The sequence below is a fragment of the Martinezella sp. CNPSo 3957 genome, assembly GCF_057784395.1.
Map to the genome: position 1 here is coordinate 79,568 of NZ_JBXSOU010000016.1, position 16,900 is coordinate 96,467.

Below are 16,900 nucleotides of genomic sequence, written 5' to 3' on the forward strand. Positions count from 1 at the left end.
TAAGCCGTCTATGATTCCGTTTCATGCTTCGAGGGGAGTGGCGAAACAGATCGAGCTGCCACTCTTCGCATTTATGGACCAAGTCAGAATGCGCATTCGTCACCTTGCCTATGTTTCCCTGATGGCGCTGGCACTCGCCGGCTGCAACGACGCACTGGACACCGCGTCGATCGACCTGTCGAAGGTGAAGAACAAGGTCGAACAGCCGCTTCCGAGCCATATCCTCGCCGACATGGCAAAGAAGGGTATGGACCGCAACTCGCCGATCATGATCCGCATCTTCAAGGAAGAAGGCGTGATGGAGATCCTGAAGGCGAACCAGAGCAACCGCTTCGAAGTCATCGCGGATTACAAGATCTGCGCCTGGTCCGGCCGTCTCGGCCCGAAAGTGAAGGAAGGCGACCGGCAAGCACCGGAAGGCTTCTATATGCTGACGCCGGCCAACCTGAACCCGAATTCGAAATACTACCTCGCGATCAACACCGGCTTCCCGAACCGCTACGATGCCGCCAATGGCCGCACCGGCAACAATTTGATGATTCATGGCGCCTGCTCGTCGTCTGGTTGCTATTCGATGACTGACCAGCAGGTGCTGGAAATCTATGCCTTTGCGCGCGACGCCTTCAAGGGCGGCCAGAAGGCCGTCCAGCTCGAAGCCTTCCCCTTCCGCATGACGGCGGAAAACATGTGGAAGCACCGCCTCAGCCCCAATATCGAATTCTGGAAGATGCTGAAGGTCGGCTACGACAATTTCGAAGTCACCAAGCGCCCGCCCGAGGTCGAGGTCTGCGAGAAGAAATACGTCTTCAACCAGCAGGCCAGCGGCCCCTTCAACGCCGGCGGCAAATGCCCTGTCATGACCACCCCGCCTGCTCTGCAGATGGCGCTTGCGACCTATGACAAGCAGTACCAGGCGGATTACGCCATGGCCTCCAAGAAATTCGACGGCATGGCCTGGTACGATCCGACCGAGGCCGAGCGCAAGGCCGTCGTCGCCAAGCAGCGCAAGGGCCATGATCTCGCCTACGCTCCCACAGGCACCGCCCTTGCCGCCGGCAAGATGATGAAGGTTGCCGACCTTGAATCGATGATGTCCAACCAGTCGGCGCAACAGATTGCGCGCGGCGGCACTGTTGCCAGCCCGACTGGCAATCCGACGACGGCAAGTATCCGGGTGGCGGCAGCAAGCCCTGCGGCAGGCGCCCCGTTGGCGACCGCGCAGCAGCCCGCGGCCGGCCCGATCGTTGCTGCCAATGTTCCCGCGAACGTGCCGATCCCGGCGGCAAACCCGATGAACCCCGGCCTCAATGCGCTCGCCTACGCACCGAACCCCGCCGTCGAAACCGCACAGACCGAGGCCAAGAAGCCGCCTTTCTGGAAGTTCTGGGCGAAGAGTGAATAGCCCGGATACCGAGATCTATGATCTGCGCGGCCTGAAATGCCCCTATCCGGCGATCAAGACGGAAAAGCGCCTGCGCGCCATGGCAAGCGGCACGACCTTGACCGTGGAAACCACGGATCCGCTTGCTGTCATCGACATTCCCCATCTCTGCAATGAAAAAGGCCATGCGCTTCTCGCAAGCGAGAAGACGGAAAGCGGCCATCGCTTCGTGATCCGCAAGGGGTGATCGGCTAAATCGAGGCCATCAGCGTAAATCTAAAACTTCATCCCCGGCACGGCCAGCGGATTGTCCTCCAGGGCCGCCCTATCAGGCGTATCGACGCGCGGCTTGCTGAGAAAGGCGTCGAACAGGCCCTTCACGAAATCCTCAGGCAGATCCTTGGTGATGATGACCATGCGCGTGCGCCGGTCTTCTGGATCGGGCCAGGCTGGCAATCGCACCGGAGCATGGAAGATATTCTGCACGCCATGCAGCACGACGGGACGCTCCGGCCGGTCGGACACGGCAACGATCGCCTTCATGCGCAGGAGCTTCTCGCCATGGGCCGAACGAAGGAGATCGATGAACATTTCCAGCGCCATCGGATCGATGGGCTGCGTCTCGACGATCGAGAAGGAGCGGATCGACCCGTCATGGCGGGTGACATCATGAGCGTGCTGATGCCGGTGGCCGTGATGGTGCCCATGATGGTGATGGTGGTGCCCATGATCGCCGTGATGGTGATCATGGTCGTGGTGATCGTGTTCATCATGGTGATGGTGATGATGATCATCATCCGCTTCCAGCTCGTCCTGCAGCCAGCGGCCGACATCGGCGATCTTGGATGCGGGATCGTAAAGGCCATTGACGAGAATACTTGCGCGGCCGGCTTCATCGCTATCAGCGTTCAGGATCTGCGCGCGCGGATTGAGCGCCCTCAGCCTGCTCCCCAGCTGCGCTTCCGGCACAGCGCCGGCAATCCCGGTCTTGGAAACGATCAACCGGTCGGCAACCGCCACCTGCTTGCGCGCCTCTTCGTGATTGTCGAGCGTCTGCAGGCCATTGACCGCATCGACGACGGTGATGACACCATCGAGATCGAAATTGTTGGCGATGATCGGATTGCCCATGATCGACTGCATGACGGGAGCAGGATCGGCAAGGCCGGTCGTTTCGATGACGACGCGCTTCAGCGGCCGGATACGCCCGGTCTGCATGGCGTCCATGAGATTTGCCAGCGTATCCACCAGCTCGCCGCGCACCGTGCAGCATAGGCAGCCATCGGAAAGCTCGATGATGGAATCGCCGGAGCTTTCCACCAGCAGATGATCGATGCCGACATCGCCGAACTCATTGATGATGACGGCCGCGTCGCGCATGTCCTCGTCCTTGAGGATGCGGTTGAGCAGGGTCGATTTACCCGCACCGAGAAAACCGGTCAGGATGGCAACCGGTACTCTTTGCTGCGAAACGCTCATGATTCCTGTCCGATATTAGAAAGTGGGCCGCGGCACCGGGACCGGCACATTGGACGCGCCGCCGGAGATGGCGATCTTATTGTCCCTGGTCGCCTTGTCGCCTCTGGCCGTCGCATCGTCCTTGTCGCCCTTTACGGCCGTTGCGATGTCCTGGCCGCCGATCAGGCCGGCATAGACGAAATTGGGCTCATGATCCATTTCGTGGATATAAGGCGACTGTACCTTGGTGCGGCCGAACGGATCGCGGGTTTCGCTGCGCGCCTGCGCGCCCTTGGCGCTGCAGATCTCAGCGGTGACATCGGCGACATCGGCCGCAAGCGGCGCGTCGGGTCTCAAGGTTGCGAGCGTGTCACGGGTAGACAGCTGGTTCTGGAAGCCCTTTTCCAGAAGATTGGCAGAATCGTCGGCACGCGCCGCCAGGCTGTCGGTGCCGAGGACGACCGAGATCAGCGTGCGGCCGTTGCGCGTTGCCGAGGCGATCTGATTGAAGCCGGCCGCGCAGATGAAACCGGTCTTCATGCCGTCGGCGCCGTCGAAGCGGCCGATGAGCATATTGATGTTCGGCACCTGCTTGACGCCGTTGGTAAAGCCCTCGAGCGAGAAATAGCCGGCATATTGCGGAAACTCGCGGCGCAGCGCCACGCTGAGGATCGCAAGATCGCGCGCCGTCGTATATTGCCCCTTGCCGGGCAGGCCGTTCGGATTGATGAAATGCGAATCGCGCATGCCGAGGCGCGCGGCTTCCGCATTCATCCGCGCCACGAAGCCCTGCTGCGAGCCGCCGACGGTCTCGGCAACGGCCATGGCAAGATCGTTTGCCGATTTGACCAGCATCATCTTCAAGGCATTGTCGAGCGTCATCTTCTGCCCGGGCTTGAAGTACATCTTCGCCGGCGGCTGCGCGGCGGAGAGCTTCGACATGACGACAGGCGTATCAAGCTTGATCTGGCCGGACTGGATGGCTCGGAAAGTCACATAGGTCGTCATCAGCTTGGTGAGCGAGGCAGGATACCAGCGGCGAAACGCCTCCTGCTGGTCGAGAACGCGGCCGGTGCTGACATCGACGAGAATATGCGGATTGGCTCCGGCCGTTTGCGCGGTCGACAGGAAAAGCATGGATGCTGCTGCGGCCATAGGAACGAGCCGCAGGGCGGCATACAAACGATTCTGCTTCGTCGGCACGATCTATCCTTCAGAAGTCCGGAATTTTCTCGAAAGCTTCGTCTATTTAACCTATATGGCTAGGAGAAGGCAAAGGCGATTGACGACTTTATTTCCCGATGGCACGCCGCAAGGGCCGCGATAAGCTGGCCAAGGCTGCGCCAAGGACCCGCAGGTTGAACCAGAATCGATATTGAGCAGCAGGAAAATCAGCATATGCCGATCTTGAACAGAGCCGCAGAACTCCAGGGCGAAGTGACCGAGTGGCGCCGCCATATCCATGCGCATCCCGAACTCCTCTATGCCGTTGAGAATACGGCCGCCTTCGTGGCCGAGAAGCTGCGCGCCTTCGGCGTCGACGAAGTCGTGACCGGCATTGGCCGCACCGGCGTCGTCGGCCTGATCCGCGGCAAGGGAGAGGGCCGCACGGTCGGCCTGCGTGCCGACATGGACGCCCTGCCGCTGACAGAAATCACCGGCAAGCCTTATGCATCCCGGACTGCCGGGAAGATGCATGCCTGCGGCCATGACGGGCACACCGCCATGCTGCTGGGTGCTGCGAAATACCTCGCCGAAAACCGCAATTTCAACGGCAACATAGCCGTCATCTTCCAGCCGGCAGAAGAAGGCGGCGCCGGCGGCGACGCCATGGTCAAGGACGGCATGATGGAGCGCTTCCAGATCGCCGAGGTCTATGGCATGCACAACATGCCGGGCCTGCCGGTCGGCCACTTCGCCATCCGCAAGGGCGCGATCATGGCGGCGACGGATGAATTCACCGTCTCCATCAAGGGTGTCGGCGGCCATGCCGCCATGCCGCACAAGACGATCGACCCGATCGCCATCGGCGCGCAGATCGTCTCCAACCTGCAGCTCATCGCCTCGCGCAGCGCTAACCCGCTGAAATCGGTGGTGGTTTCCGTCACCAAGTTCAACGGCGGCAACGCGCATAACGTCATCCCGAACGATGCAAGCTTCGGCGGCACGGTGCGCACGCTTGACCCCGAAATACGCGACCTTGCCGAGCAGCGCTTCAAACAGATTGTGACAGGCATCGCGACGAGCCACGGCGCGGAAGTCGAGATCGAATTCCACCGAAACTACCCGGTCACCTTCAATCATGCCGACGAGACCGACCACGCGATCGCTGTCGCGGAGGAGATCGCCGGCGCAGGCAATGTCATCCCGAATATCGACCCGATGATGGGCGGCGAGGATTTCTCCTACATGCTGCTAGCCCGCCCCGGCGCCTTCATCTTCGTCGGCAACGGCGACAGCGCCGGCCTGCACAACCCGGCCTACGACTTCAACGACGAAGCCATCGCCCACGGCATCTCCTATTGGGTGCGCCTCGCCGAACAGCGCCTCAACGCCTGAGACTTCTCAATGATGTCCCGCGCAGCCTTCAAAGCCGCGCGGGGCACACGCTCAAGACAGATTGTCTCCACGACGCAAAAGGGCTTGGCTTCGAGCCTTTGCTTTTGTATGGATCATGCCAAGTGGTCTCGTAGCTCAGCAGGATAGAGCATCAGATTCCTAATCTGAGGGTCACGCGTTCGAATCGCGTCGAGATCACCATTTTCCCTTATCCACGATTCCAGCGTCCTAGCGTGGGCGAGTGACTGACGGCGAGCTGAATATCCTTCAGCTTTGCAAGACCTTGAAAAAAGATCGACTTATCAATTCCAAAAGCAGGCCAGTATATTGATAATTATGTACTTGGATATGGAATTTGCAGAGCGAATGTCTTAGCTTCAAATTCTCTACGCTATCAATACAATTGAACGCAAAGTAATCATGGACTTGAGCGAACAAAAATTAGAGAAGAAATCGATGTTTAACGTCTCTCTTGCGACCGCTAATTTCTGGTTTGACGCTTCAAATCTTTCGCTTTTGGTAGGAGCGATTTTTGTATGCTTGGGCACATTCGGCGTATTTAAGTTTGGCGCAATAAAGGAAAAATTCGCTGACGAGCGTATATCCTACAATGAAAGTGAAACAGCCAAGGCTAACGAAAACGCCGAGATCGTCCGGAAATCGAATTTGGTGCTTCAATCGGATCTTGAGCGAGAGAGGGCAGCTCGATTGAAGCTTGAGAACAAGGTAGCTCCTCGCCACCTTCGGGCAGAGCAAGCTAAGGTTATCATCGACACGCTCAAACCCTTCCAAGGTCAGCAGATACTAGTAACATCTCCAATGGGCGACGCGGAAGCGGAAACATATGCCATCGAATTTATCCGCATGTTTCGGGAGGCGGGCTGGAACCCAGGAGCTTCCAATCAACCTGATTTGGCTTTATTTACCCCTAGCCCAGTCGGAGTTTTACTCTTCATTAACAGTGAAGATGCAGCCACACCTCCCCCAGGCGCAAATCCACTATTCGATGTATTCAAAAGCCTTGGCATCTTAACCGCTGGCACAACAGACTCGAAGGTAGCTAAAGGATCAATATCGTTAATAGTCGGCACCAAACCGAATGGCGACTAGCAGACATTTCTCGATCTATCTGCCAACTCACTTGTAATCAAACGCATCTGGATGGTTCCCCAAGCTGCCCGTCAGCGCCGCATATAAAATCGCCCTCCCATCGACCGATTCAATGCCGCCGCCGAGGTTCATCCATGTCAGCCTTTCGGCCCTGGTCTCGGAATTGGCGACCAGCAGCAAACCGTACATAACCTTCTTGCCGGGATCGTACATCACGGCGATCTGTTCCGAGCCGCAGTCGTGCTGCTTGCAGGCGCTCATGACATAGACCTTGTCTCCGCCGAACATGACCTCGTGACCCCGGGACTCAACCGTCTTGCCGTGGATCCAATCCGGTAGCCGATGCCCTTGTGCCATTGCCTTGAAGGCGGCGCTTGCGGCCGGGTGCGAGGCTATTTCGCGAAATGTCGTGGGATGATCTTGCGCGGATGCGATTGTTGCGGCCGAAAAGAGGCTGGCGAAGGCTGCCGCGATCAGGAGCTTTTTCATGCGTCTCCCCAAAGATGGAAATGCAGGTTGACCCCTGTCGAACGCAGCAGGAACGAGGGCTGAAGCTTGTGCTCACCCCACCGCAATCCTGTTCCTCACCAACCGCACACCGGGAATGGACTCGGCGACCGCGGTTGCCCGCTTCACCTCCTGATAGGTCGCGACCGAACCGTGCAGGCGGATTTCTTGGCCTGCCGCGATCACGGTGACATCGGAAGCATCGATTCCGCCGGCAACGGCGAGCGCATTGGCAACCGCGGATTCCAGCGCCGAGCGCCTGGCCTGCTCGTTTTCCAGATAGAGCTCCATGCCGTGAAACGTTGCCGCCTTGAAAACCATTCGTCACCCTCCGCACTCAGGTGGTCGGGAAACGCAGCAGTTTGCATTTGGTTCAATGGAGATTGAAAAAAATATGACTAATTGCACGCTCGCTTTTCGCGTGCGCCGCCAGCGGTGCGGTTGCATGGCTCCGGACTTGCCGCTCCCGGCAATCCCCTGTAGAGCCATGGGAAGCAGCAGCAAATGCGGATACCTGAATGAACACCGCCAGCAAGGCGCGCCGGCGCCTGACGATATTGGGTTCGACCGGCTCCATCGGCCAGAATACGCTCGACGTCATCGCCCAGCTTGGCGGACGAGACGCCTTCGATATCGCCGCCATCACCGGGCATGACAATATCGAGCTTTTGGCCGAGCAGGCCAAGGCCTGCGGCGCCGCTTTTGCGGTGACGGCCAAGGAAGAGCGCTATCAGGATTTGAAGGATGCGCTTGCAGGCACCGGCATTGCCGTCGGCGCCGGCAAGAATGCCTTGATCGAAGCCGCTTCCATGCCTTCGGACTGGGCGATGGCGGCGATCGTTGGCACCGCCGGTCTTGCGCCGACGCTGGCAGCCGCCCGCCGTGGCGCCGATATCGCGCTTGCCAACAAGGAATGCCTCGTCTCCGCCGGCGATCTCTTCGTGCGCGCCGTTACTGAGGGCGGCGGCCGGCTGATCCCCGTCGACAGTGAACACAGCGCCATTTTCCAGGCATTGGAAGACGACCAGCAGCATGCGGTCGAACGCATTATCCTGACCGCATCCGGCGGCCCCTTCCGCACCTGGACGCGGGAGCAGATGGCCAATGTCACGCCGGCGATCGCGCGCGCCCATCCCAACTGGTCGATGGGCTTCAAGATCTCGATCGGCAGCGCCTCCATGTTCAACAAGGCGCTGGAGATGATCGAGGCCAAGCACCTGTTCAACGTGCGCCCCGATCAGATCGAAGTCGTGGTCCACCCGCAATCCGTCATTCATTCCATGGTCGGTTACACGGATGGCTCCATTCTGGCGCAGCTCGGCTGTCCCGACATGCGTACCGCCATCGGCTATGCGCTGACCTACCCCGCCCGCACGAAGCTCAGCGTCGACCGGCTGGATTTCGCCAAGCTCGCCCGGCTCGATTTCGAGGCGCCGGACGAGGTTCGCTTCCCGGCACTGCGCCTTGCCCGCACCGCGCTGGAACGCGGCGGCCTTCAGGGCGCGATCATGAATGCGGCCGAGGAAATCGCCTTCCACGCCTTCGTGGATGGCCGCATCGGCTTCCTCGAAATGGCCGATATCGCCGAAGCCGTCATGGACGAGATGATCGCAACCGGCAGCGCCGACACCATGGATGCCGTCTTTGCCGCCGACGCCGAGGCGCGCAGCCGCGCCGCAGTGCTCGTCGCCCAGCGAGAGAAAGCAGCGTAAAACGTAAGTAGAAACTTACAATATTGAGCGGCTTGGCAGTAGGTCTGACTCAGCAGCTGTTCGATTCTTGGCATAAGGCCATAATGGCCTGGCCGAACGCGGAAGCCGTTCCTTACGCAACGGCCCTTGCGAGCGCACAGCGAGACCAAAGCGCGTGCAGCGCACCGACCAGCTGCTCGATATCACCATCCGAATGCAGCGGCGTCGGCGTGATGCGCAGGCGCTCGGTCTTCTTCGGCACGGTGGGATAATTGATCGGCTGCACATAGACGCCGGCATCGAGCAGTAGATCGGAAATCCACTTGCACTTGGCCGCATCACCGACCATGACCGGCACCACATGGCTCGGGTTCGGCATGTGCGGAATGCCGGCCGCATCCAGCTGCGCACGCAGCTTACGCACGCGATCCTGATGACGCATGCGTTCGAACTGGCTGACCTTGAGGTGCTGGATCGAGGCGACGGCACCGGCGGCCAGAGCCGGCGGCAGCGACGTCGTGAAGATGAAGCCTGACGCAAACGAGCGGATGAAATCACAGAGCGCGGTCGAAGCGGCAATATAGCCACCCATGACGCCGAAGGCCTTGCCAAGCGTGCCTTCGATGACGGTCAGGCGATCCATCAATCCCTCGCGCTCAGCAATGCCGCCACCGCGCGGACCGTACATGCCGACGGCATGCACTTCGTCGAGATAGGTCATCGCGCCATACTTGTCAGCGAGATCGCAGATCTCCTTGATGGGAGCGATATCGCCATCCATGGAATAGACGCTCTCGAAGGCGATCAACTTCGGCGCCTTCGGATCGGCAGCCTTCAGCTTGGCTTCGAGATCGTGCAGGTCGTTGTGCTTCCAGATGACCTTCTCGCACTTCGCATAGCGAATGCCTTCGATCATCGATGCATGGTTGAGCGCATCCGAGAAGATGATGAGGCCGGGAATGCGCGCGCCGAGCGTACCGAGCGTCGCCCAATTGGAGATGTAGCCCGAGGTGAAGATCAGCGCGGATTCCTTGCCGTGGAGATCGGCAAGCTCCTGCTCGAGCAGGACATGGTAGTGGTTGGTGCCAGAAATATTCCGGGTGCCTCCCGCACCCGCGCCACAGTGATCGATCGCTTGCTTCATCGCCTCGATCACTTTCGGATGCTGGCCCATGCCGAGATAGTCGTTGGAGCACCAGACGGTCACTTCCTGCGGGCCGTTCGGGGTATGCCTGATAGCGCGGGGGAAATTGCCACTGCGGCGTTCCAGATCTGCGAAGATCCGGTAACGGCCTTCATTGTGAAGACCTTCCAGCTCGCCCTTAAAAAATGCTTCGAAATCCATCATATGCTCCAGTACCGTGCGATCGTTTTCGAGAATGCCGGATCACACGTCAACCCCTCCGCATTGCTTTCGCGCCCGCTGCGGCAAATGGCCCCTAATTTTGAACAATTCCAGACAAGAATAGCCAATCACATCAATTTGACAATCGAAACCATGCTGGAAACACTCTCTCCGGAGCGGAGGGTAAACTCCGCCGCTCCGGGCTTGTTCATGGTGAATCTACGCGGCAGCCACGGCGCGCTTTGCCATGACCTTAACCAGGTTGGCGCGATATTCCGCCGTTGCATGCAGGTCGGAAAGCAACGATGACGGATCGACCGTTACGCCCGTAACCGCATCCGGCAGCCAGTTCGCCGCAAGCGCCTGCTCCAGTTCGGCATGGCGGAACACGCCGTCCGCACCGGCACCGGTGACGGCAACGCGCACCCCACCTGCCCCCTTGGCGACGAAGACCCCCGTCATCGCATAGCGTGAGGCGGGGTTGGGGAACTTGGCATAGCCTGCCCGCTCCGGCGCGTCGAAAGCGATGGAGGTAATGAGCTCCGCCCCTTCCAGCGCCGTCTCGAACAGACCCTGGAAGAAGTCGTCGGCCGCGATTTGGCGCCGGTCGGTGACGATGGTGGCGTTCAGCGCCAACATCGCCGAGGGGTAATCCGCCGCCGGATCATTGTTGGCGATGGAGCCGCCGATCGTCCCCATATGCCGGACATGAGGATCGCCGATCATGCCGGCAAGGTCGCAGAGCGCCGGACAGACCGCGCGGATGGCGGCCGAGGAGGCAACCTCCGCATGGGTGGTCGCCGCTCCGATCGTGACCCTGCGGCCATCGACGCGGATCCCCTTGATCGAAGGGATATGCCTGAGATCGACGAGATCGCTCGGCGATGCCAGACGCTGTTTCATGGTGGCGATCAGCGTCATACCGCCGGAGACATATTTACCTTCATCGGTGTTGGACAGAAGCTTGACGGCTTCGTCGACCGAGGAGGCGCGATGGTAATTCGTTGCATACATAGTCCTATCCTCCTCTCGTTTCAGGCCGTGGCCCGCGCCGCTTCCCACACCTTGAGCGGGGTCGCCGGCATGTTCAGCCTGTTGTTACCGATGGCATCGGTAATGGCGTTGATCAGCGCCGGCGGCGAGCCGATGGCGCCCGCCTCGCCGCATCCCTTGATCCCTAGGGGATTGTTCGGACACGGCGTGTTCTGATGCGAAAGCTGGAAGGACGGCAGATCATCGGCGCGCGGCATGGTGTAGTCCATGAAGCTCGCGGTCAGCAGCTGGCCGCTCTCGTCATAATGCACGCCCTCGAGCAGCGCCTGGCCGATGCCCTGCGCGATGCCGCCATGCACCTGTCCCTCGACGATCATCGGATTGATGATATTGCCGAAGTCGTCGGCCGCGACGAACTGCACGATCTCCGTCTTGCCGGTTTCCGGGTCCACCTCGACCTCGCAGATGTAGCAGCCTGCCGGGAAGGTGAAGTTCGCCGGATCGTAAAAGGCGGTTTCCTTGAGGCCCGGCTCCATGCCGGCGGGCAGATTGTGCGCGGTATAGGAGGCGAGGGCCACCTGGAACCAGGGCAGCGTCTTGTCGGTGCCCGCGACCTTCAACTCGCCGTTCTCGATGACGATATCGCTTTCGTCGGCCTCCATCAGGTGAGCGGCGATCTTCTTTGCCTTCGCCTCCACCTTGTCGAGCGCCTTGACGACGGCGGACATGCCGACGGCGCCCGAGCGGGAACCATAGGTTCCCATGCCCATCTGCACCTTGTCGGTATCGCCATGGACGATGGAGACGCTGTCGATCGGCACACCGAGGCGATCGGCGACCAATTGCGCGAACGTCGTCTCATGCCCCTGACCGTGACTGTGCGATCCGGTGAGCACCTCGATGGTTCCGACCGCATTGACCCGCACCTCGGCCGATTCCCAGAGGCCGACGCCTGCCCCGAGCGATCCCACCGCCTGCGAGGGCGCGATGCCGCAAGCTTCGATGTAGCAGCTCATGCCGATGCCGCGCTTCATGCCGCGACGGGCGGCTTCCGCCTTGCGGGCCGGAAAGCCGGCCCAATCAGCCTGCTGCATGGCGGCGTTGAGCGAAGCCTCGTAATCGCCGGCGTCATAATTCATGATCACGGGCGTCTGGTAGGGGAACGAGCGTATGAAGTTGATCCGCCGGAGTTCCGCCGGCGAGACGCCGAGTTCGCGCGCCGCCGTTTCCACCGTGCGCTCCAGCAGATAGGTCGCCTCCGGCCGCCCTGCCCCGCGATAGGCATCGACGGGCACGGTATTGGTATAAACCGTGCGGACATTGGCGTGGATCGCCGAAATGGCATATTGCCCCGACAGCAGCGTCGCATAGAGATAGGTCGGCACCGCCGAGGAAAAGAGCGACATATAGGCGCCGAGATTGGCGATCGTGTCGACCTTCAGGGCCGTCATGCGATTTTGCGCATCGAAGGCCATCTTGACCTTGGAAACATGGTCGCGGCCATGCGCATCGGTGAGGAAGGCTTCCGTGCGATCGGCTGTCCATTTCACAGGCACGCCGGTCTTCTTCGACGCCCAGAGACAGACGATCTCTTCCGGATAGATATAGATCTTCGAGCCGAAGCCGCCCCCGACATCCGGCGCGATGACGCGCAGCTTGTTTTCCGGCGCGACATTATAGAAGGCGCTCATGACGAGCCGGGCCACATGCGGGTTCTGGCTTGTGGTGTAGCAGGTATAATGGTCCTCGGCCGCATCGTAGATACCGAGCGTGGCGCGCGGCTCCATGGCATTCGGCGAAAGCCTGTTGTTGTAGATCTCGATTTCCGTGACATGGGCTGCCTCGGCGATTGCCTTGTCGGTCGCTGCCGCGTCGCCAAGCTCCCAGTCGAAAATCAGGTTGTTTGCCGCCTCCGGATGGATCTGCGGTGCGCCGGCTTTCAGCGCGTCAACCGCCTCGACGACGGCAGGCAGCTCCTCATAATCGACCGCTACGGCTTCAGCCGCATCGCGTGCCTCGCCAAGACTGTCGGCAACGACGATCGCGACGGCATCACCGACATAGCGGACGGTATCGACCGCCAGCGGCCGCCAGGCGCCCATCTTCATCGGCGAGCCGTCGCGGGAATGGATCATCCAGCCGCAGATCAGATTGCCGATGCCATCATCAAGCAATTGCTTGCCATCAAGTACCCCGATCACGCCTGGCATGGAAAGAGCCGCCGACGCATCGATGCTCTTGATCTTCGCATGTGCATGCGGGCTGCGAACGAAATAGGCGTATTTCATTCCCGGCGTCACCATGTCGTCGGTGTAGCGCCCCTTGCCCGTCAGAAATCGCTTGTCTTCCTTGCGCGCCACGCGCGCACCAATGCCTTCAACGCCCATCACATCCTCCATTGGGGTTCCGGGCCCGGCAATCCGCCAAGATCACAGTCCAGGCGTTTAGCCAGACGATCTCGGTGGAATTTATTCAGCCGCCTGCTGGGCGGCGTTCATTGCGGCATTGGCTGAAAGCACCGCCTTGACGATGTTGTGATAGCCGGTGCATCGACAGATATTGCCTTCGAGCTCGCTGCGCACCGTCTTCTCGTCCAGCTTGCCGCCATGGCGGTTGATCATGTCGACCGATGCCATCACCATGCCCGGCGTGCAGAAGCCGCATTGCAGGCCATGATGCTCCTTGAAGGCGGCCTGAACCGGATGCAGCTCGCCATTGGCGGCGAGACCCTCGATGGTTGTGATCTTGGAGCCGGAAGCCTGAACGGCCAGGATCGAACAGCTCTTCACCGACTTGCCATCCATATGGATGACACAGGCACCGCACTGGCTGGTATCGCAGCCGACATGGGTTCCGGTCAGGCCGAGTTTTTCCCTGATGAAATGGACAAGCAGCGTGCGATCCTCGCACTCGCCGCTGACCGAACGGCCGTTCACCGTCAAAGTCACCTTTGCCATATTTTCCTCCTCGCCTCTCCTCCAGAGGCAAGGAGCATCATTTGACTTTTTCGCAATCCAATCAACCTCTACTTTAGAGAGGGAGCGGATTTTCTGCTCTTTGCGGACGGTTTTACTCTCCAGACGCGAGACCGCCTTTGTTCAGCATGAAAAAAACTACGACGTACCAATAGACAATCATATTTTGCACGATATTTTCTGTTGTTGCAGGACTGTAAAGACAGCCCATCGTGGTGGAGCTGAAGAATGGGGACGACGTTGGCCGAGGTTCGGCTTAACTAACGTTGGAGAGAATAAATGAAGAAAGTTCTTATGCTCGCATTGGTCGGCTTGTCTATCGCAAGCTGCACGCCGACCGAACAGGGCGCAGGCATCGGCGCGGCAGGCGGCGCGATCATCGGCGGAGCCGTGACCGGTAACGTTCGCGGCGCAGCTGTTGGTGCCGCAATTGGCGGCCTTTCCGGTGCAGTCATCGGCAGCGTCCGGGAACAGCCCGGCCAGTGCTACTATCGTGATCGCTACGGTCGTCGCTACATCGACGATTGCCCGCGCGGCGGCTATCGCGGTGGTTATGGCGGCGGCTACGGCGGCTATTGATCGATTTTTCATCGCATTTCGAAGGTCCCGGGCTACAGCCCGGGATTTTTTTATTCGGGCGACAGAGGGTTCGACGTCCGCACAGCAGCCAGACCGGCGCCCGCAAGGACAACTCCGATGTGCCATTCTTCAACCGGCCCGGATATGTGGAATCCCGCCTTGAAATGCGGGCTTTTCACCCGCAAGAGGTTATCTTTTCCCCGTTTTTGACTCCAAAACGGTACACCTGAGGGACTTTTGCCTCTATGGTGGCCGCGCGTTAACTCCCGGGAAACGTCAAACTGAGTAAGTTCTCATGTAACCGTAAAGCGGCGTATGCATAAAAGAACTGAACCGAAAAAGAGTATTGCGTATCGGCAGGCAGGAACCGTGGCAGCGGTTGCGGCAGTGCTGGCGCTCGGTCCAGTGTGCGCCCAAAATGCCTTTGCATTCAAGCTCTTCGGCATCAAGCTCTGGGGCGAAGACGAAACGGCGGATCAGGTGTCCGATCCCGTCCGCTACACGGTCGATTTCCAGGCCGACAATCTCGACAAGGATCTGAAGGAAGCGTTGAACGACAGCTCGATGCTGATTTCCGACAAGGACAAGCCGGTCTCCGGCGACCTCGGCGTCGTCGTGAAGGCGCGTGACGATCGTGATCGCCTGATAGCCACACTTTACGAGAAGGCCCGTTATGGCGGCGTGGTCACCATCACCATCAACGGCACCGCCCTCGATGCCTTGCCGCCGACACCGACCTTCAGCCGCGCCAAGCCCGTTATCGTCACGATCAGCGTCGATCCCGGCCCGGTCTTCAAACTTGGGAAGATCAACCTGCTCGGCGACGCCGCCAGGCTGGATCCGGCCAATTATGGCCTCGTGCGCGGCGGCGATGCCGGCTCGCTGACCATTCTGAAGGCGGGCGACAAGATGGTCGCCGACTTCAAGAACGAGGGTCACCCGCTCGCCAAGCTCGACAAGCGCGATGTCGTCGCCGATCACTCGACCAATACCGTCGACGTATCGCTGAAGGTCGAAAGCGGCCCCGTCGCTCCTTTCGGCAATGTCGGCGTCACCGGCCAGAAGTCGGTCGATCCGGATTTCATCAAGCGCTATGCCCGCATCAACGAAGGCAAGCCCTACTCGCCCGACGAGCTGAAGAAGGCGTCGGATCGCCTGAGAAAGCTCGGCGTCTTTTCCAGCGTCACCATCCGCGAAGCCGATAAGCTGGCGCCGGATGGCAGCATCCCGACGACCATCGAGGTGTCGGAAGGCAAGCAGCGCTTCTTCGGTGTCGGCGCACAATATTCCACCATCGACGGCTTCGGCCTTCAGGGCTATTGGGGGCACCGCAATCTGACCGGACGCGCGGATTCGCTGCGCATCGAAGGGTCGGTATCGCGCATCGGCGAGACCACGGATGTCGGTCAACTCGACTACACCGCCGGCATCACCTATGTCAGGCCGGCTACCTTCTACCCTTCGGCAACCTTCACGGCCGGCCTCAAGATGCAAAGCCTGCATCCGGACGCCTATGACGCCAATACCGTCACGGCGAGCGGCGGTCTTGCCTATGAAATCAACGATCAGGATACGGTATCCGCCGGCGGCGAGGTGTCCTATGAATCCGATACTACCGATGCTTTCGGAAAACATAATTACCTGACGGTGGCGATCCCGCTCGAATACGTCCGGGACACGCGTGACAACAAGTTGGACCCGACGGAAGGCTTTCGTGCCTCCATCAGCGCCAAGCCGAGCTATGAGGCAATGGGCGGCACGGTTTTCAGCTCCTTCGAGGGCTCGATAACCGGTTACAAGGGCATAGGCGCCAACAACAACGTGGTCTTCGCCGGCAAGCTGGCTGCGGGCTCGCTGCTGGGTGCGAACAGCATTGAGGACATTCCTGCCACCCGGCGTTTCTATGCCGGTGGCGGCGGCTCGGTGCGCGGTTACAGCTATCAGGAAATCTCGCCCTATAACTCGCACGGTGACGAAACCGGCGGGCGCTCCTACGTGACCGCCTCCTTCGAAGCGCGGGTGAAGATCACCGATACGATCGGTGTCGTACCCTTCGTCGATATGGGCAGCGTCACCGACAGTGTCTTGCCCGACGGGTCCGACCTGCGCATTGGTGCCGGCGTGGGCTTGCGCTACGCTACGCCCTTCGGCCCGATCAGGCTCGATGTTGCCGTGCCGTTGAAGAAATATGACAATGGCACATCTTATGGCATCTATGCCGGTATCGGCCAGGCCTTCTGACAGACTGTATAGTTGTCGCGGGCCTTTCAGCACACGGTTACAAAGTTGAGGTTACTGTCGC

At 60.0% G+C, this 16,900-nt stretch carries 15 protein-coding genes and 1 tRNA gene; 8 read left to right on the forward strand and 8 right to left on the reverse strand.

Features of this window, described 5'->3' with window-relative positions; all coding sequences use genetic code 11:
- Positions 1-88 precede the first annotated feature (88 nt).
- A complete protein-coding gene (locus AC13QE_RS27290) occupies positions 89-1,402 on the forward strand; it encodes a L,D-transpeptidase family protein (protein WP_488486066.1) in 1,314 nt (437 codons plus the stop codon).
- On the forward strand, positions 1,395-1,628 hold the full coding sequence (locus AC13QE_RS27295) for a sulfurtransferase TusA family protein (RefSeq protein WP_488486067.1): 234 nt from the start codon (positions 1,395-1,397) through the stop codon (positions 1,626-1,628). The genes AC13QE_RS27290 and AC13QE_RS27295 overlap by 8 nt, the downstream gene beginning before the upstream one ends.
- A gap of 29 nt (positions 1,629-1,657) precedes the next feature.
- On the opposite strand, the gene AC13QE_RS27300 is transcribed toward AC13QE_RS27295, so the two are convergent.
- Together AC13QE_RS27300 and AC13QE_RS27305 are read right to left on the reverse strand one after the other, a co-directional pair.
- Entirely contained in the window at positions 1,658-2,860 is a 1,203-nt protein-coding gene (locus tag AC13QE_RS27300) for a CobW family GTP-binding protein (RefSeq protein ID WP_488486068.1), read from the reverse strand.
- Positions 2,861-2,875: 15 nt separating this feature from the next.
- Positions 2,876-4,042, reverse strand: a complete 1,167-nt coding sequence (locus AC13QE_RS27305) for a D-alanyl-D-alanine carboxypeptidase family protein (protein WP_488486069.1) — start codon at positions 4,040-4,042, stop codon at positions 2,876-2,878.
- 195 nt (positions 4,043-4,237) lie between these two features.
- On the opposite strand from AC13QE_RS27305, the gene AC13QE_RS27310 reads away from it, so the two are divergent.
- The 3 genes from AC13QE_RS27310 (at position 4,238) to AC13QE_RS27320 (ending at position 6,508) form a co-directional block, all read left to right on the forward strand.
- Positions 4,238-5,398, forward strand: a complete 1,161-nt coding sequence (locus AC13QE_RS27310) for a M20 aminoacylase family protein (RefSeq protein ID WP_488486070.1) — start codon at positions 4,238-4,240, stop codon at positions 5,396-5,398.
- Positions 5,399-5,522: 124 nt separating this feature from the next.
- Positions 5,523-5,599 (forward strand) — tRNA-Arg (locus AC13QE_RS27315).
- A gap of 219 nt (positions 5,600-5,818) precedes the next feature.
- Entirely contained in the window at positions 5,819-6,508 is a 690-nt protein-coding gene (locus tag AC13QE_RS27320) for a hypothetical protein (protein ID WP_488486071.1), read from the forward strand.
- A gap of 27 nt (positions 6,509-6,535) precedes the next feature.
- Here the strand turns inward: AC13QE_RS27320 and AC13QE_RS27325 are convergent, their stop codons facing one another.
- Positions 6,536-6,997 carry an Ivy family c-type lysozyme inhibitor gene (locus AC13QE_RS27325; RefSeq protein WP_488486072.1) on the reverse strand — a complete coding sequence of 154 codons (462 nt, stop codon included), beginning with the start codon at positions 6,995-6,997 and terminating at the stop codon, positions 6,536-6,538.
- A 72-nt stretch (positions 6,998-7,069) separates the two neighbouring features.
- Positions 7,070-7,336 carry a BON domain-containing protein gene (locus tag AC13QE_RS27330; RefSeq protein ID WP_015341356.1) on the reverse strand — a complete coding sequence of 89 codons (267 nt, stop codon included), beginning with the start codon at positions 7,334-7,336 and terminating at the stop codon, positions 7,070-7,072.
- Between the two features lie 197 nt (positions 7,337-7,533).
- Between AC13QE_RS27330 and dxr the strand changes: the two genes are divergently transcribed.
- Positions 7,534-8,727 (forward strand): 1-deoxy-D-xylulose-5-phosphate reductoisomerase, encoded by a 1,194-nt coding sequence (dxr, locus tag AC13QE_RS27335; RefSeq protein ID WP_488486073.1) that lies wholly within the window; start codon positions 7,534-7,536, stop codon positions 8,725-8,727.
- A gap of 112 nt (positions 8,728-8,839) precedes the next feature.
- Here dxr and hemA read toward each other — a convergent pair whose 3' ends face one another.
- The 4 genes from hemA to AC13QE_RS27355 form a co-directional block, all read right to left on the reverse strand.
- Complete coding sequence (gene hemA / locus AC13QE_RS27340; protein ID WP_488486074.1) at positions 8,840-10,051, reverse strand: 5-aminolevulinate synthase; 1,212 nt, start codon at positions 10,049-10,051, stop codon at positions 8,840-8,842.
- 219 nt (positions 10,052-10,270) lie between these two features.
- The gene (locus AC13QE_RS27345) at positions 10,271-11,065 is read right to left on the reverse strand and encodes an FAD binding domain-containing protein (protein ID WP_488486075.1); all 795 of its coding nucleotides are present in this window, start codon (positions 11,063-11,065) and stop codon (positions 10,271-10,273) included.
- 20 nt (positions 11,066-11,085) lie between these two features.
- Complete coding sequence (locus tag AC13QE_RS27350) at positions 11,086-13,431, reverse strand: xanthine dehydrogenase family protein molybdopterin-binding subunit (RefSeq protein WP_488486076.1); 2,346 nt, start codon at positions 13,429-13,431, stop codon at positions 11,086-11,088.
- Between the two features lie 81 nt (positions 13,432-13,512).
- Positions 13,513-14,001, reverse strand: coding sequence for a (2Fe-2S)-binding protein (locus tag AC13QE_RS27355; protein WP_112336411.1), 489 nt, complete (start codon positions 13,999-14,001; stop codon positions 13,513-13,515).
- Between the two features lie 297 nt (positions 14,002-14,298).
- Here AC13QE_RS27355 and AC13QE_RS27360 point away from each other — a divergent pair, with 297 nt between their 5' ends.
- Positions 14,299-14,598: a YMGG-like glycine zipper-containing protein gene (locus AC13QE_RS27360; RefSeq protein ID WP_112336410.1), complete on the forward strand. Its 300-nt coding sequence runs from the start codon at positions 14,299-14,301 to the stop codon at positions 14,596-14,598.
- 315 nt (positions 14,599-14,913) lie between these two features.
- A complete protein-coding gene (locus tag AC13QE_RS27365; RefSeq protein WP_132720657.1) occupies positions 14,914-16,839 on the forward strand; it encodes an autotransporter assembly complex protein TamA in 1,926 nt (641 codons plus the stop codon).
- Positions 16,840-16,900 lie beyond the last annotated feature (61 nt).

Coding starts and splice junctions, on each gene's coding strand:
- AC13QE_RS27290 (WP_488486066.1), top strand. CDS start 89: ATGCGCATTCGTCACCTTGCCTATGTTTCCCTGATGGCGCTGGCACTC.
- AC13QE_RS27300 (WP_488486068.1), bottom strand. CDS start 2,860: ATGAGCGTTTCGCAGCAAAGAGTACCGGTTGCCATCCTGACCGGTTTT.
- AC13QE_RS27310 (WP_488486070.1), top strand. CDS start 4,238: ATGCCGATCTTGAACAGAGCCGCAGAACTCCAGGGCGAAGTGACCGAG.
- AC13QE_RS27320 (WP_488486071.1), top strand. CDS start 5,819: ATGGACTTGAGCGAACAAAAATTAGAGAAGAAATCGATGTTTAACGTC.
- AC13QE_RS27325 (WP_488486072.1), bottom strand. CDS start 6,997: ATGAAAAAGCTCCTGATCGCGGCAGCCTTCGCCAGCCTCTTTTCGGCC.
- AC13QE_RS27330 (WP_015341356.1), bottom strand. CDS start 7,336: ATGGTTTTCAAGGCGGCAACGTTTCACGGCATGGAGCTCTATCTGGAA.
- dxr (WP_488486073.1), top strand. CDS start 7,534: ATGAACACCGCCAGCAAGGCGCGCCGGCGCCTGACGATATTGGGTTCG.
- hemA (WP_488486074.1), bottom strand. CDS start 10,051: ATGGATTTCGAAGCATTTTTTAAGGGCGAGCTGGAAGGTCTTCACAAT.
- AC13QE_RS27345 (WP_488486075.1), bottom strand. CDS start 11,065: ATGTATGCAACGAATTACCATCGCGCCTCCTCGGTCGACGAAGCCGTC.
- AC13QE_RS27350 (WP_488486076.1), bottom strand. CDS start 13,431: ATGGGCGTTGAAGGCATTGGTGCGCGCGTGGCGCGCAAGGAAGACAAG.
- AC13QE_RS27355 (WP_112336411.1), bottom strand. CDS start 14,001: ATGGCAAAGGTGACTTTGACGGTGAACGGCCGTTCGGTCAGCGGCGAG.
- AC13QE_RS27360 (WP_112336410.1), top strand. CDS start 14,299: ATGAAGAAAGTTCTTATGCTCGCATTGGTCGGCTTGTCTATCGCAAGC.
- AC13QE_RS27365 (WP_132720657.1), top strand. CDS start 14,914: ATGCATAAAAGAACTGAACCGAAAAAGAGTATTGCGTATCGGCAGGCA.